At 45.9% G+C, this 15494-nt stretch carries 14 protein-coding genes; 5 read left to right on the forward strand and 9 right to left on the reverse strand.

Features of this window, described 5'->3' with window-relative positions; translation table 11 throughout:
* Positions 1–76: 76 nt before the first annotated feature.
* Positions 77–505: a hypothetical protein gene (locus PQG66_RS19170; RefSeq protein WP_272039413.1), complete on the forward strand. Its 429-nt coding sequence runs from the start codon at positions 77–79 to the stop codon at positions 503–505.
* Between the two features lie 94 nt (positions 506–599).
* Here the strand turns inward: PQG66_RS19170 and PQG66_RS19175 are convergent, their stop codons facing one another.
* The 7 genes from PQG66_RS19175 to PQG66_RS19205 form a co-directional block, all read right to left on the reverse strand.
* Positions 600–947, reverse strand: coding sequence for a hypothetical protein (locus PQG66_RS19175; protein WP_272039415.1), 348 nt, complete (start codon positions 945–947; stop codon positions 600–602).
* Between the two features lie 13 nt (positions 948–960).
* Complete coding sequence (locus PQG66_RS19180; protein ID WP_272039417.1) at positions 961–2238, reverse strand: MFS transporter; 1278 nt, start codon at positions 2236–2238, stop codon at positions 961–963.
* 17 nt (positions 2239–2255) lie between these two features.
* Positions 2256–2711, reverse strand: a complete 456-nt coding sequence (locus tag PQG66_RS19185) for an NUDIX hydrolase (protein ID WP_272039419.1) — start codon at positions 2709–2711, stop codon at positions 2256–2258.
* Between the two features lie 239 nt (positions 2712–2950).
* The gene (gene rarD, locus PQG66_RS19190; protein ID WP_272039421.1) at positions 2951–3829 is read right to left on the reverse strand and encodes an EamA family transporter RarD; all 879 of its coding nucleotides are present in this window, start codon (positions 3827–3829) and stop codon (positions 2951–2953) included.
* Between the two features lie 251 nt (positions 3830–4080).
* Positions 4081–4722 carry an NAD(P)-dependent oxidoreductase gene (locus PQG66_RS19195; protein ID WP_272039513.1) on the reverse strand — a complete coding sequence of 214 codons (642 nt, stop codon included), beginning with the start codon at positions 4720–4722 and terminating at the stop codon, positions 4081–4083.
* Positions 4723–5085: 363 nt separating this feature from the next.
* Positions 5086–8994, reverse strand: coding sequence for a carbohydrate binding domain-containing protein (locus PQG66_RS19200; protein WP_272039422.1), 3909 nt, complete (start codon positions 8992–8994; stop codon positions 5086–5088).
* Between the two features lie 500 nt (positions 8995–9494).
* Complete coding sequence (locus PQG66_RS19205; protein WP_272039423.1) at positions 9495–9851, reverse strand: HesB/IscA family protein; 357 nt, start codon at positions 9849–9851, stop codon at positions 9495–9497.
* A 444-nt stretch (positions 9852–10295) separates the two neighbouring features.
* Here PQG66_RS19205 and mqnE point away from each other — a divergent pair, with 444 nt between their 5' ends.
* Together mqnE and PQG66_RS19215 are read left to right on the forward strand one after the other, a co-directional pair.
* Positions 10296–11402 carry an aminofutalosine synthase MqnE gene (mqnE, locus tag PQG66_RS19210; protein WP_272039424.1) on the forward strand — a complete coding sequence of 369 codons (1107 nt, stop codon included), beginning with the start codon at positions 10296–10298 and terminating at the stop codon, positions 11400–11402.
* A 273-nt stretch (positions 11403–11675) separates the two neighbouring features.
* Positions 11676–12737 (forward strand): NAD(P)/FAD-dependent oxidoreductase, encoded by a 1062-nt coding sequence (locus tag PQG66_RS19215; RefSeq protein ID WP_272039425.1) that lies wholly within the window; start codon positions 11676–11678, stop codon positions 12735–12737.
* Here PQG66_RS19215 and PQG66_RS19220 read toward each other — a convergent pair.
* A complete protein-coding gene (locus tag PQG66_RS19220; RefSeq protein WP_272039426.1) occupies positions 12734–12988 on the reverse strand; it encodes a YuzB family protein in 255 nt (84 codons plus the stop codon). The two genes, PQG66_RS19215 and PQG66_RS19220, sit on opposite strands and share 4 nt — an antisense overlap.
* A gap of 79 nt (positions 12989–13067) precedes the next feature.
* On the opposite strand from PQG66_RS19220, the gene PQG66_RS19225 reads away from it, so the two are divergent.
* Complete coding sequence (locus PQG66_RS19225; RefSeq protein WP_053783253.1) at positions 13068–13313, forward strand: NifU family protein; 246 nt, start codon at positions 13068–13070, stop codon at positions 13311–13313.
* Positions 13314–13392: 79 nt separating this feature from the next.
* On the opposite strand, the gene PQG66_RS19230 is transcribed toward PQG66_RS19225, so the two are convergent.
* The gene (locus tag PQG66_RS19230) at positions 13393–14157 is read right to left on the reverse strand and encodes an SDR family oxidoreductase (protein WP_272039427.1); all 765 of its coding nucleotides are present in this window, start codon (positions 14155–14157) and stop codon (positions 13393–13395) included.
* A 323-nt stretch (positions 14158–14480) separates the two neighbouring features.
* Between PQG66_RS19230 and PQG66_RS19235 the strand changes: the two genes are divergently transcribed.
* Entirely contained in the window at positions 14481–15479 is a 999-nt protein-coding gene (locus PQG66_RS19235; RefSeq protein ID WP_272039428.1) for a DUF2167 domain-containing protein, read from the forward strand.
* Positions 15480–15494 lie beyond the last annotated feature (15 nt).

Below are 15494 nucleotides of genomic sequence, written 5' to 3' on the forward strand. Positions count from 1 at the left end.
TCCAAGGGACAGGCTTCTAAAACGGGCTTCGGCATTTCACGGAAGCAGGGGAAAACCCTCGAGGGAGGGAGCTGCGGTGGGCGTTCCGGCGGTGAGTCGTTCTTTCGATCGCTGGTTGTCCCCGGATGATTTTGGATTTTCCCTTCATAGGGAAACATCCGGTGACAAACGCGAACGCTTCGCTTCTACAGAATCGATCTCACCTCCTCCACTACGCGCTACTCCTTGGGACAGGCTTCTAAAACGGGCTTCGGCATTTCACGGAAGCAGGGGAAAAACCTCGAGGGAGGGAGCTGCGGTGGGCGTTCCGGCGGTGAGTCGTTCTTTCGATCGCTGGTTGTCCTCGGATCGTTTTGGATTTTCCCTTCATAGGGAAACATCCGATGACAAACGCGAACGCTTCGCTTCTACAGAATCGATCTCACCTCCTCCACTACGCGCCGCTCCTTGGGGACATGCTTCTAAAACACGCTTAGGTTTTCACTGGAGCAGGTGGAAACGATAAAAGGCGCTACCCTTGGGGGATAGCGCCTTTTATCTGTGAATGAAGTACTTATAGTTTAGAAGTACATTGTTTTCAAGGCAGACTGCTTAGAAACTTACATGAACACCATCACAACGATAAGAGATGCACAAAAACTGAGGAACGCAATGATCGCTTGAATAAAGCTAAACGATATATTTTCAATCAGAACCATGTGTTTCCTCTGTACAACATACGAATACACAAATGCCGGAAGGATCACCGGAAGATATTGATGCAGATCTGGACCATCTGTGCTTGGCAATATTGTGCCAAGATATCCGTTTGTCGTTTCATTAACGATGAACCACGTATAAGCGATACCAATTATGACTGAAAAAAGAAATGTGGATATGAAACGAATCCGATCTCTTTGCGAATGAAAACGACTACGCTTATGGTGCAATGAATGATCTTTAACCATTATCATCATCCTCCTAAGTCATCGTTTGACGACGAACCGTTTTATCCTGAAAAGCCCTGTAATTCAGCAAGCCAGCAATAATCGCCAGAATCGTTAGTCCAGCTGCAAATAAATAGAGGTTCACGATACCAATGTATTCAGCAAGCCAGGCCATACCTAGCAAAGAAACGCAAAATACGAGATGCATCATCGAGGCTTGAGCCGACAAAACCTTAGGTAACATTCGATTAGCTACACTACTCTGAATCAATGTACGACGGTTAATCATAGCAAGTTCAGCAAAGGGCCCCATCAACATGACAAGAATCAACGCCACAAATGGCTGTGAGTTCAATGCATAGACTGCGGTCAATACGCCATATCCTGCCATCCCCACCATCATGACTGCAAAATAACGGCTGCCAATGATTCTGGCTAATGCGAGTACCAGCAAACCACCACCAATGGTTCCGGCAAAATAAGCTGCGTTGATAAAGCCCCACCAGTCTTCTCCCTGACCAAGTGCCACTTGAACAAAAGCCAGCGTAAAAGCACCTACCCAAATAGATCCGCCAAGCATATCGATCATATCCATAAACGTAAGCACCCGCAAACGAGGTGTCTTCCATATCATTTTCCAGCCTTCGGTAAGCGTATGCCATCTGCTTGTGTCAAGATCAGGTGCAATATCAGTAGATGCATTCACATGTTTCTCCGATATACCTCCATGGACTGGCTCTTTGACACCAAGTGTAAATGTGGCTGCCAAGCCATAAATTACTGCTGTAACTAACAAGGTTGAGCTCGATCCGATCCATGCAACAATTACTCCACTCAGACCCCAACCTGCAAATTGTACAACTTGGTCGCTGACACTCATGAGACCATTGGCTTTTAATAAGCCTTGTTCATGAGTAACCAGTCGCGGGATCAGTGCATTACGAGCTGGGGTAGTCCAGCCATCGAGGAAAGACATGACAAATACAAGTGAGAATACGAGTAATAATGAAGATGCATCTCCATTTATATGTAGATATACAGCCAGGCAGATAAACAGCAGAAACTGCCCGGTTTGTGACATAAAGAGCAGGCTAGACAACTTGAAACGCTGAATGAGCAGCGGTGCAACAAGGCTACTTAACAATTGGGCTCCACTGCGTAACAAGGGTAGAAGCGCTGCTGACACTAGCGAATTCGTACGATCCAGCACCATCACGGTCAGAGCCATAATATACAGAACATCCGCGGCGTTTGCAGCTGTCTGAGTTGTCCAAAGGTAATAAAAAGCTCGAGTTAAATAATTTGACCTCATGAACAGGTTCTCCGTTTCTATAGCTTACTGTGGAAAAGCGTTAAGGGATACACTTTTTTAGATATCACATTATTTGTAATCTGCATCATCACTTCCCGGTCCCGCAGTTCCAGTACATCTGAATTAGATAATTCGCCGGGTAAAATCCAGCACGCATCTGCAATTTCTGTTGGATCCAGTCGCAGAGAACCACCGATGATTTCACCCATGAAATGAAACAAAACGACTTGTTGCTTGGTACTGCTTGTGAAATTGTAAACGCCTGTCGTTGAGGTCAGTCTAATGTCATATCCCGTCTCTTCTTTGGCTTCTCGCCGGGCCGCATCCATAATATCTTCCCCATATTCCACTCTGCCTGAGGGGTAATTCCATCTGTTCCGGGCAGACGCCTTGTTCTCCTTGATAATAAGTACTTTATCTCTATGTATAATCGCAACACTCACAACGAATACAATTCCCTGTTGCTCCTTCATGCCAAATTTCCACCACCTTTCAAAAAAACTAAACTTCTATAATTAGAACATTCGTTCCTTAATTTGTAAACCACAGAATCCTTTACGTTTCCATTTCAACTTCACAAGGATGTAAAAAGAGCCCTCCACCTCTCGCGGGTTGGATAGGGCTCTTACAAGCAAAAAGAGCAGATTAACTCTGATCTTTCTGCGATTTAAAGATATTACATCGATTTCAGGTATTACAACAATTACTGATATTACATCGACTTGACCAGTTTGGTAGCACGCATGGATGCCACCGCATAGACAACAAGCGCTGTCCAGATCAAAGCAAAACCAACCAACAACACAGGTGAAACAGATTCCTTAAACACAAATATACTCAGAATTAGCATAATGGTTGGTCCGATATATTGAACAAATCCGAGCGTAGACAGTGACATGCGGGCAGCTGCCCTTGCAAAAAATAACAGCGGCAATGCGGTTACAACGCCGGAAAGCAGCAGTTCGAAAAACATAGGTGCTGGCAGAGTCCAAGCTGTTGTTTTGCCCACAATGCCAAGATAAATCCAGTAGCCTAATGCAACAGGCAGGACAACGGCAGTCTCCGACAGCAAGCCTACGGAAGCATCTTGTTTGATCTTTTTCTTCGCAAGGCCATATAAACCAAAGGAAGCTGCAAGCGAAATCGAAATCCACGGGAAACGTCCGTAGTCAATTGCAATAATGAGCACCGCAACGGCTGCAATAGCAACCGCCAGCCATTGGCCTCGGTTTGGTTTCTCTTGAAGGAATACAACGGCAAGCAGCACGTTCAGCAAGGGGTTCAAGTAATAGCCAAGGCTAGTCTCTACCACATGGCCATTGTTAACTGCCCAGATAAAGATCAGCCAGTTGACCGCAATGAGAAGGCCGCTGGCCGCAAGTGACAGTAACAGCGAACGACTGGTCCAGATTCGTTTTACATCGCTCCAGCGGCGCTGAATCGCTACTAAAATCCCCATAAATACAAATGACCAAACTACCCGATGAGATAAAATTTCCCCTGCGGGCACGTCATCAAACAACTTCCAATAAAGTGGTAGCACTCCCCACATGATATAAGCAATAATGGCATTTATTAATCCGTTGTTCATCAAACATATCCTCTCTTTATCATCTCTCTTGGTGTAAGAATCTGAGCTTGTGTCAAATCATCTAATACATCAACGGATTATACGCCTCGTTTCTTATATAAGTAAAGAAGTACTTCTAGCGAATAACGATATGAGCAGAATGTTCTCAGATGAATTTTAGTTACAACAAAAAACGCTGATCCGTTTCGACCAGCGTTCATTGCTATTGTTTTCATTGCTATTATTAATACCCTTAATCATAGTAATGTCGTTTATTTAGCCTCGCCTACTACAGTAAAGCGCTCGTTTTTATGTTTTGCATTCTCAATTTCATCCACGAGGGCAATGGCATAGTCCGCGTAGCTGATATAACTATTGCCTTCACTGTTCATAATCATGACATCCTGACCAGACTGGTATGTGCCCGTACGCGCTCCATCTGGATTGAAAAATGCTGCTGGGCTCAGAAACGTCCACTGGATACCAGAAGAGGCTTGCAAATCCTGCAAGTTTTGTCCTTGATTGGTTGCCGTTGCTTTGTACTCATCCGGGAAGCCAGGAGAATCCACAAGGCGTAGCGTTTTGGACTCGTCCGTGAACAAGCTTCCTGCACCACCCACAACAATTAGGCGTGTATTCGGAGCATCTTTGAGAATAGCGATCAGAGCTTGTCCCACTTCCACATGCAGATTCTCTTTGCCAGCCGGTGCACCAAATGCATTAACAACGACATCAAAGCCTTTAATATCCGAAACGGTTAGATCCAATACGTCTTTTTCCAATACATTCAGGCTCTTGTCTTCTAATTTGGATGCATTACGTACAATAGCAGTTACGTTATGTCCCCGATCTGCTGCTTCTTTCAGAATCAACTTACCAGCTTTACCCGTTGCACCAATAATTGCAATGTTCATCATCAATCTCTCCTTTAGATTCAGGTTTTTATTTGTTGTGTTTGTGATTGTTTCTACACTTTATAATGTAACTATATAAGTTACAACTTAGTTTGTCAACATGTCTCCTTTATTTTAATCTTGCCTTCCAGTACATAGGTGGAATTCAGGAAGGAATGAACAAGGGATCATAACGGATTATGAGTAAGAGCCCTGTTCATAAATGAACAGAGCTTTCGGTGTTTCCTTCATCTGACACCACAATCCATACCCTAAAAAAGGAGCTTACGCTTTACCTTTTAGACATGTACAGGCATTGGCCTTAGATTTGCCTTAGGAAAACACTTAAATTTTGAGCGCCACCCTTCGTATTTATCCTTCTTGTTAGGCGCTTTTACGCCCCGTTCCCCATGCTGAAATATGATTGAATTCCTTTCGTAAAAATGCCACTGACTCTTCGTTCTCACTTATACTTGGAGCTGCGGCTCCCTGAGGAGCACCAGGTATGATGATACCATTACTAAAGGTGCTTACCCCAAGGGGGAATACATAGTTGCGTCCCCCATTATTATCCCAAGTACCACTGCCATTGTTGAAAACGGCCTCCAGTCCAGTGGCTGTACCCACGTCGATGGTAATCTTGTTATACCCGGGCAGCTCAGACGCAGGAATCGGAATACCAGGAGATGTCGTCCACGTCCCCCCTACCGGGCGATAATGGATGTTGGGCTGTGCATATCCCTGCTTATAGTAGAGTGTGACACGATTGCTTATTGGGGCAGCATCTGTCGTCACACGGAGTTCCGCACTTGCTGCCGATTTGTTCTGTGCTGCATCATAAGCAACAACATAGTATGCATAGTCTGTAGCAGCCTTCAGATTAGAGTCCGTATAAGCGGGTGTTGTGGTTGTTCCGATTTTGACACCATCCCTGAACACCTCATACCCAGCTACACTTGTGTTATCTGTCGATGGATTCCAAGCAATTGCAACACGATCCGAAGCTTTCGAAGGTACTATCAGATTTGTAGGTACACTCGGCGGAGTGGTATCCACTTGTGGTGCACCTTGGGTAATGACCCCTGTATTAAACGTACTGACTCCTAGCGGGAAGAGATAGTTTTTACCTCCGTTATTATCCCAAGTGCTGCTGCCATTGTTAAAAACGGCTTCCAGTCCAGTGGCTGTGCCCACATTCACAGTTATTTTAGTGTAGCCTGGCATTTCCGCTGCCGGCATCTGTACACCTGGTGCTGTCGTCCAGGTCCCGCCCGCTGGACGATAATGAATATATGGAGTAGCATAACCCTGTTTGTAATAAATCGTAACTACATTACCTTCTTTGGTCTTTACCGTGACCGGCTCACTTGCTGCCGAGATATTTCCTGCCGCGTCTACAGCTTTGATGGTGTACACATATTGAGTTGCAGGAGCAAGGGATGAATCCGTATACGTTAACTGGGTTGATTCACCGACCTTACTTCCATCACGGTAGATCTCGTATCTTGCAACTCCGTAATTATCCTGACTTGCCGTCCATTCCAGCGTGACCGCAGACGAAGTTGGTTCTTGTACCTTAACATTCGCTGGTGCTGTTGGTGGTTCGGTATCAGCAGCAAGCGTTCGTACCTGTACGGTCTGACTGGCAACTGAGATGTTGTTTGCCTTATCTCTCGCCTTGACACTGTACGTATAGGTTTTCATTGGTTCAAGTCCGCCGTCTGTATACTCCGTCGCCGAAGAACTCCCCACCTTAGTACCATTCCGATAAATGTCATACCCATCGACACCTACATTATCCGTAGCTGCCGTCCATTGGAGGGTGACACTGCGATCTGTTACACGTGAGGCTTTCACTCCAGTTGGAACCGAAGGCGGAGTTTGGTCTACCACGAGGAATGGGTGTGTTCCCTGAATCGTTCCATTCGCATCCTCCACCACTTTACCAGAGGCATCTTTCTTATATTTTCCCGTACCTACGTATACCGTCTGAATCTCACTGCGAGTCACATTACCGTTACCGTCTACAGCCTCAATATAATAATCGACCAGTTGATCCCGGAAATCGTTGAAATAGGTGTAATACATATCCCCGATCTCCTGTGCTGGTACACGTTTGAACATATCTGTACTGCTCGGCTGCCAAGCAACACCATTGATATCAGGTTTCAGATCGCGTTTGGTCATCGGGTACTCCTGCCAATTGCTGACTTTAGCCGGATCAATGTTGGACACACCTTTGGCTTTGAGCGCTGCTGGATCATATACGCGGAAGGTGTTGTCCTTCGCATCCGCCTGTTTATCACGGTGAGTCCGCACCTTTACTTTGATATCCCTGATACCGCTCACATCATAAGCGTAGGTATAGATACCAAATGTATTGTCAAAATAATGAAGCGTCCATCCTTCAGCCTTACTGACATTAGCACTACCTGGGTTGTACGGATAACGCTGCGGCCACCATACCGATGGACCTGTGCGATCCTTGGCAAGCTGCCCGTTCACATAAGGCTTTGAGAAAAACAAGGACTGATTGAACGACAGTGTTGGCTTCACGCCGTCATCCACGTTTTCATCATAATATCCAAAACCTGAATCCAGCGCAGGCAATAGGAAATACCAACTCAGTTCTGCCGGATTCGCTCCGCCCTTATAATTGTTCGCCGGGTCTCCCTTGACCGGATAAGCCATCATCCATGGATTGAGCTGATTGCCTTCATAGGTAATCTCCCGATCCAGCGCTGTAGCAGGTTTCCAGTGATTCGGGTTGGCATCCAGCCACATCTGTTCTGCTGTCTTGGCATAATTCAGCGCCGCTTGCTCCAAAGCAAAATTACGCTCCAGATAGTGATAACCATATTCGAATGACACCGTCATCCCTTCCTGAACCCCATCCAGATTCTTCTTCGGTTCCAGATTCAGACCTGTAGCCTTGTTGAACGCATCAAACTGCCCCTTCCAGATGCCAAAAGGAAGACGCCAGTGATACCATGTCGGATCAGAGGAGGAATCCCGCGTGTCAATCCAAGAGCCATCCTGTACATGGACCACATCATCGGCTTTCGGTCTATTGGTGCGTAAGTATTCGTTGATGCTTTCCCCTTTTACACCAGGCTGTGAATAGGTTACATTCCCTGCATTCCGCCAGGTGTCCTCGGACCCTGCACGGCCTGAGGAATTATCTCCATCATGGGCAATGACAAAAAATTGCTTCTGGTCTACCATGCCTTCAAATGGTTTAAGTGCATCTGCCTTCACTGAGCCTTGATATCCTTCTTCCCAAGATTCCGCCTGAGCGACAGGAATGCCAACAATCTTCTTCTCTACTCCCGTTTCGGGATTGACATGCCGCACCCAGTGGGGTGTAGAAGCAAACGGGTATTTATTGTATACCACCTGTTTCTCGTTAAACATCGGTGCAGACACCCATGATCCAACATTACTGGTGTTTTGCAGATCGGCACGGTTAGGTGGAGACACCATCGTATCCTTGCCCGGATCGTTTAACAGCGGGTAGTCCTTGAGAGTTCGCGAAAAATGATTATTACCAATTACGGACCACTCAATGCCGAGTTGATCCAGCACCGGAATAATGCGCTCCGAGAATCCAAGCTCGGTCGGGAAAAATCCTTTGGAAGATTTGAAGCTATCCCCCAGGAAAAAGGGCTGCGCCATTACAGCATTTTGGTAGATCAGATCCTTAAGCAAATATTCGTTGCCTGCCAAAGGCCCCATAGAGTGATGTCCCGAAAAATGAATGAGGTCCATCGTTCGTTCTCCATTGGTCGTTTTCAGATTGTTGTAGGCGTTCTTCCAAGGAGCACCCCAAGCCTTGTTGTTGTAACCGTTTACACTGTTCGTATACATAAAACTGTCCACATTGTTGAGTAATGAGCCCGACATCGTAACCTGCATGCCGGCAGCCGGATGGTTGTTCTTGAGATCGCCTGCAACCTGCCAAGGCCAGCTGAGATAAGCCCCTGTTTTGGCATGATGCGTGTAATACGCGACCAGATCATCGTGAGGCATAGGTGAGCCACCAGGTAGAAAATACGGGTAACCAGCCGGAGGGTTCTTTTTCAGATCTATCACTTGCCCGTCATAAGTGTATCGAATTGGTGATCCTACAGGTGTGGAAGCATACTTTGAAGTGTCATAGTAAGCCCAGAAGTTCGGCATATGGTTATGGTACACATGGGAAGCGGAGATTTCAGCATACGCTGCTGAGGGTTGTGTGGAAATGACAATGGATAATGCCAACAGGAATGCGCCAAGCCTGCGCACAAGCTTCATGTTTTTCCTCCCTTATCTGTTGCCCCTGTGGGGACCCGTATATTTTGAAGTGAATTTGCTGCTTAACGAACCAATCTGCAATTATGGATGGCTATCCTATACGTTCTCCCCCTCCCCTCTTGTCACCCTTGGTCTGATCCAGTACCTGATACAGAGTCGCAACATGACACCTTTTATTCAAACGTTTGCACATACAAAGAATGCCCTATGTTGTCTACACCAGCCTTTCTTATCGTTCGAATACGAAAGAGAACCTGCGAACAACTCACATTTTGCAAACGTTTGCACGAAATAATATACCTACATATGGAACAAAATGTCAATGCTGGAAAAACGTCATTTGAGCTTACGACGTCATTCCACTGGTCCAGACCCAATTAAGTTTACAAAGCACAAAAAAAGGCACACTCCCTAGCGAAGCCTTTTCGCTGGAAATGCGCCCTGACATACATATCTTCTTATCGTTATAACGATGAAGTCACGCTCAAACCGACATCAAATTAACAATCTTTATCCGGTACACCCGCATCTTCACGCGTACGGAACGAAGACCCACAGCCGCATGTCGCTACTGCGTTCGGGTTATGAATGGTGAAGCCGCCGGACATGCCAGATTCTTCAAAATCAATTTCAAGCCCATTCAAATATTTCACGTTCTCTTTCTCCACAACGACCTTCATGTCCTGAATGTCCATATATATATCCTCATCGGACTCTTTATCGTCAAAGCCCATGGCGTACGAAAATCCGGTACAACCGCCTGGTGCTACACCAAGACGCAGGAACATACCAGGTGTCTCTTGCTGTGCAAGCATCTCTTTCAATCGGTCTGCAGCCGTTTCGCTGATACTAATCATGCCAGGTCACTCTCCTTTTCATTACTCTTCCTCTAAATTATACTCCACCCCGTCAAGGGGCTCAAGTCATGTTTGTCCGCTTCCGCGTTCCCCTGAACTCCTTTTTCTTCCCAGTGTATTGAACCCCTGCGGCACGAGGTTTATAATGGATAGGTGGTCACTCTAAAATTGTCAATATTTTGCCATGACTTATTTAGAATTGGTCGCATATGGAGTTGTAATTTTTTTCACATTTCGAGACCGGTTCTCAGTCCCCAATGCATATAGAGTCGTTCGACTCCTTTTGAAAAAAGAAACTTTTGCATGCAGCATACGCTGCACCGGGTAATAAGAGTTAGTCTTTCCACAAGAAGGCGGCAATTGACCGCGTCTTTGTTATGTAGTTCTGCTTCGAAGTCCTACACATCACAACTCGAATTCCGGTAAAGAATAGGAGGAAACAGCATGTCTACATTGGTAACACCGTTCACAGACAAAAGAATGGCTGAAATCGTTGAGAAAGTGCAGAACGGCGTAAGGCTGAGTGTAGAAGACGGCGTATATCTGTATCAAACAGATGATCTGCTGACTTTGGGCCAGCTGGCCAATGAGGCCAATATGCGCAAGAACGGCAAAAAAGTTTATTTTATCGAGAACATGAGCCTTTATTTCACCAACGTATGCGAAGCGCGCTGCGCGTTCTGTAATTTCCGCAAAGATCAGGGTGAGGAAGGCTCCTATACGTTATCCGGCCCGGAAATGATCGACTATGTGGAACAGCATATTCATCCAGGCGTGCGTGAGTTCCATATTGTAGGTGGACATAACAACCATGTTCCTTTTCAATATTATGTCGATTCTCTACGTGCTTTAAACGAAAAATATCCAGATGTTACGCTCAAAGCTTACACTGCGGCAGAGATTGATTTCTTCACCCGTATCAGCGGTCTCAGTATCAAAGAAGTGCTGCAAGAGCTGCAAAAAGCGGGCTTGAAATCTCTGACAGGTGGCGGTGCTGAGATTCTGTCGGATGAATATCGCAAAAAAATGCGTGTCGACAAAGCGAACGTAGATCGCTATCTCGAAGTACACCGCACGGCTCATAATCTGGGCATGCGTACACATACCACGATGCTGTATGGTTCCATCGAGTCTTACGAGGATCGCGTGAACCATATGGTACAGATTCGAGAGCTGCAAGATGAAACCAACGGATTCATGGTGTTCATTCCGCTGTCCATGCAGCCAAAGAGTAAATCAGCCAGCATTATGCGCCGTAACTCGGCATATGAGGACCTCAAAACCATTGCAATCAGCCGTCTGATGCTGGATAACATTCAGCACGTGAAGGCTTACTTTATCAACATCGGACCACAGCTTACTCAAGTTGCGTTAAGCTTTGGTGCGTCTGACGTACATGGTACGATTGTACGCGAAAAAATAAGTCATGCTGCCGGCGCACTGACACCGGAAGGTTTGACACGCAAAGAGCTGATCTGGCTCGTCAAAGGTGCAGGCCGCATTCCTGTAGAGCGTGACACATTCTACAACGAAATCCAGGTATACGAATAGCCTGCTCACATCTAAAGTATGATTGATCACAATCACAGATAGGAGGCATCATTCAACTAAACGAACCTTGCTTGAACGGGAGGAAACGTTTTGCTATGAGTGGTGCCTTAACTGTGACTGGATATCTCAAATTTACATTGTCTCTTTTCTAATTTTTAGAACTAAAACAACATTTAGAACTAAAACAACAACTGGAGCAGCGATGTGTGTGTATGGCTGTTTCACAGGTTACAGCCCCAGAACATGGGACTGATGCAGAAAGGAAGCCGAGTCATGAAAAATTTCGTCATTCTTGGAGGCGGCTATGGCGGCCTCACGATCATCAAGGAACTTCTGGAAGGTAAGATTCCGTCAGATACGCAGATCGTACTGGTAGATCGCAGCCCCTTTCAGGGATTGAAGACCGAATATTACGCACTCGCAGCAGGAACGGTATCCGATTACGACCTGCGTATCCATTTTCCAGTGAATGAAAAAGTAACCCACCGCTTCGGTGAAGTTACTGCCATTAATCTGGAGCAGCGTCAGATTGAATTCGAAGGCCAAGAGCCACTTGAATATGACAAACTTGTCATTGGACTGGGGTGTACCGATCGTTTTCATAACACTCCAGGTGCCGAGGAATACAGCTGTACCATTCAAAGTTTCAGTAAAACACGCGAGACATATCTTCGTCTTAATGAGGTTAAAGCCTACGGACAGGTTCATATTGTCGGTGGTGGCTTAAGTGGAGTCGAGATGGCTGCTGAACTGCGAGAGAGCAGACCTGATCTGAATATCAGCATTCTCGATCGTGGTGAACGTGTATTATCCGCATTCCCTCAACGTCTGTCTGCTTATGTTCACGAATGGTTCAACGAACATCAGGTTGAAGCACGGGGACATATGTCCATTTCTCGAGTTGAACCGAATGCCATCTACAACCGCGATGAACAGATTCCAACGGATGCTGTCGTGTGGACAGCAGGGATTCAACCAGTAAAAGTGGTCCAAGACCTCAATGTAACCAAAGATCCACAAGGGCGTGTCGTTCTAAATGAATATTATCAAATTCCTGAATATACGGACGTTTATGTCGTAGGTGACTGCGCCAGTATACCCTATGCACCAAGCGGTCAAGCTGCCGAGGTTCAGGGTGAACAGATCGCTCATATTCAACATGCCCTCTGGAAAGGCGAAAAACCCAATCCGCAGCCACTCAAGCTCCGCGGCACACTCGGCGCACTCGGCAAGAAGGCTGGTTTTGGGTTGATGGGCAAGACATCCATGATGGGACGTGTGCCTCGTATTTTGAAAAGCGGTGTGCTCTGGATGTCCAAACGACATCTGGGTTAATCGAGATCTAACGCATCCCAGGCATCCGCTTCGGCAATTTTCGCAAGAATGGCATTGTATAGATCTTCTATGTTGTCCGTTGCAACGACTTCACCATTGACTAAGGCAAAAGGTGTCATATAGCATTGACCGCAATTGCTCAGACAGCCATATTCAATCACGTCATAGTCTGGATTCTCATCCAGTTGATCCATGACTTCATCCGTGCCAAAATGCATATTGTTAGCACAAAATTCAATAATAGGTCTCATTTTATTCACCTGCTTTGTTTGACCATTTTAATTTGTGGTCGTTTGTAATATACTATAGGGAGGAAAGGAGTTGAACAATATGAGCGAAAACGCACAAAGCACCATGTATGATGAGGTATCTGATGTGCTTGATAAACTTCGTCCGTTCCTGCAACGCGATGGCGGTGACGTGGAACTGGTCGACGTGGAGGACGGCATCATTAAGCTGAAACTGGTCGGTGCCTGCGGCAGTTGCCCAAGCTCCACCATTACACTAAAAGCCGGGATTGAACGTGCCCTTCTAGAAGAAGTTGAAGGTGTACAAGAAGTTGTACAAGTATTCTAATCAATCCTTCACGAGATAAACCTCAGAGAGCCTTTCGCTTCGTACGAAGCGGAGGGCTCTTTTTTTGGGTCATGGTCTGTTATATTGTTGGCCGAATTGGATCAAGCCCTCCTGATACATCCATGATGTTGCCTGTTATAAAATCCGAATGATCCAGACACAAGTATGTGATCACTCGTGCAATATCTTCTCCACTACCAGGCCGCCCTCTTGGTGTTTCCTTATCGGGTATGCCTGCAATCTCTTGGATTGTTTTCTCTTTGTTCGCACCGCGAATGTCTCCTGGACAAACCATATTTACTGTAATCCCGTACGGAGCTTCTTCTACCGCAAGTGTCTTGGTAAATGAAACGAGGCCTACCTTGGCAGCAGCATAGACTGCGCGATGCGGCCAAGACCTTGCTTCACCAGCATGACTGAAGCCAAAATGAATAATTCGTCCCCACTGCTTGCGACGCATTTCAGGGAGTACGAGCTGATCCAGAATCATCGGTCCCAGAAGGTTGCCCTGTACCAACATCTGCACTTCTGCCTCAGCGTAATCTGCAAACACCCGGCGCTCACGTACAAATGGGCCGGCATTATTCACCAAAATATCGATAGGTCCTAGCTGTGCTTCTACCGCACCAACGAGTGCATGGATCTCTTCGATGTTAGATATGTCCGCCTGGACGGCAATGCAGCGAACCCCTTTGGCTATAATCTGCGCTTGCAGTAACTCAGCTTCAGCTCTGCTATGCACATAATTGAGAGCAATATCGCATCCCTGATCCGCTAGAGAGAGTGCTGTCATTTTACCAAGGCCTTTGGCACTTCCCGTTATGAGGGCAATCTTTCCCTTCACGTTTATCCCCCTCTTCAAAGAGCAGTCACTCATCCAGTATAAAAGATTTATCCTCCCCCCACAACTTGCTTATATCATTCAATGTGTTCCATCTGCGATAATGCGCATAGTAAGGACCAAATTCTCATTCTTAGTCTGCATCTTAGAGCAAAACATAAGGACTTTGGTAGGAAAATATCCCCTCTATCCCCAGATATGCCTTGATTAATAATACGTTGCATGGTACCCTCGATGAGTCATTATGATCTTATGATGATAACGACATAATACATATAAACGATGTAAATGCAGTGCATCACATGGTTTGAAAGGATTAGAGCAAAATGAAAAAAAGATGGTTACCCCTCGTACTTTCCCTACTTCTATTCACTACGATTCAGCTTCCTTCAACAGTACAAGCTTCTGTAGAGAATGAATCAGTCCAGGAATACGATTGGAAAGATGGACCTGCTACAGTACCGTTGGACGATATAGCTACGTTAAAGGTAGCGGAAGGTCTAACGTTCCTGGATGCAGAAAACACAAAACGATTTATGGAGGATTCCGAATCCTTCCCGAACGGTACGGAAATTGGAAGTATCTATGGTGCTGGTGAACAATCCAATTGGTACGTCATTTTTGAGTATAATGACACCGGTCATATTGATGACAGTGACAAAAATGATCTGGATGCGGATGAACTACTGGACAGTTACAAACGCGGCACCGACGAACAGAACAAAAAAACAAGTGCTGAGAATCAATTAAAAGTTACAGGCTGGGATATTGAACCTGCTTACGACAGCACCAAACACCAATTACGATATTCTTTGGGATTACAAACCGCGCAGCAAGAAGCGCTTGTGAATTACAACGTAAACGTATTAACACGTGAAGGATACATCGGCGTGATCCTCGTCACGGACAGTGCGAACTTCAATGAAAATCGAAAGCAGTTTGAGAACCAGGTATTGAATAACCTACAGGTTAATCAAGGGTATACATACGAAGAATTCGATGCTTCACTGGATAAAAAATCAGAGCTTGGCCTTACCGGTCTCATTTTAGGTGGTGCCGGAGTAGCCGTAGCCAAAAAAGCAGGTCTGCTGGTCTTGCTTAAAAAAGGATGGATTGTCATCGCTGCCGTTATTGTTGGTGCATTTTCATGGCTGCGCCGCAAATTAAATGGAAGAAAGCAGCAGTCTTCCTCATCTACAAGTGAATCTACTGAGGAAACATCACTTTCTCCTGCTGAAGAAGCTTACCAACAGCATGCTGCAGGACAAGAGTCTGTCACACCTTCTACTAAGGATGACACGGATACAGATACCAAAAAATCTTAAACAACTCCGGTTGAG

The sequence above is a fragment of the Paenibacillus sp. JJ-100 genome (assembly GCF_948329825.1).
GTDB lineage: Bacteria > Bacillota > Bacilli > Paenibacillales > Paenibacillaceae > Paenibacillus.

What these genes read in the sequence shown, in the direction of transcription:
- PQG66_RS19175 (WP_272039415.1), bottom strand. Translation starts at nt 947, where the DNA reads ATGGTTAAAGATCATTCATTGCACCATAAGCGTAGTCGTTTTCATTCG.
- PQG66_RS19180 (WP_272039417.1), bottom strand. Translation starts at nt 2,238, where the DNA reads ATGAGGTCAAATTATTTAACTCGAGCTTTTTATTACCTTTGGACAACT.
- PQG66_RS19185 (WP_272039419.1), bottom strand. Translation starts at nt 2,711, where the DNA reads ATGAAGGAGCAACAGGGAATTGTATTCGTTGTGAGTGTTGCGATTATA.
- rarD (WP_272039421.1), bottom strand. Translation starts at nt 3,829, where the DNA reads ATGAACAACGGATTAATAAATGCCATTATTGCTTATATCATGTGGGGA.
- PQG66_RS19195 (WP_272039513.1), bottom strand. Translation starts at nt 4,722, where the DNA reads ATGAACATTGCAATTATTGGTGCAACGGGTAAAGCTGGTAAGTTGATT.
- PQG66_RS19200 (WP_272039422.1), bottom strand. Translation starts at nt 8,994, where the DNA reads ATGAAGCTTGTGCGCAGGCTTGGCGCATTCCTGTTGGCATTATCCATT.
- PQG66_RS19205 (WP_272039423.1), bottom strand. Translation starts at nt 9,851, where the DNA reads ATGATTAGTATCAGCGAAACGGCTGCAGACCGATTGAAAGAGATGCTT.
- mqnE (WP_272039424.1), top strand. Translation starts at nt 10,296, where the DNA reads ATGTCTACATTGGTAACACCGTTCACAGACAAAAGAATGGCTGAAATC.
- PQG66_RS19215 (WP_272039425.1), top strand. Translation starts at nt 11,676, where the DNA reads ATGAAAAATTTCGTCATTCTTGGAGGCGGCTATGGCGGCCTCACGATC.
- PQG66_RS19220 (WP_272039426.1), bottom strand. Translation starts at nt 12,988, where the DNA reads ATGAGACCTATTATTGAATTTTGTGCTAACAATATGCATTTTGGCACG.
- PQG66_RS19225 (WP_053783253.1), top strand. Translation starts at nt 13,068, where the DNA reads ATGAGCGAAAACGCACAAAGCACCATGTATGATGAGGTATCTGATGTG.
- PQG66_RS19235 (WP_272039428.1), top strand. Translation starts at nt 14,481, where the DNA reads ATGAAAAAAAGATGGTTACCCCTCGTACTTTCCCTACTTCTATTCACT.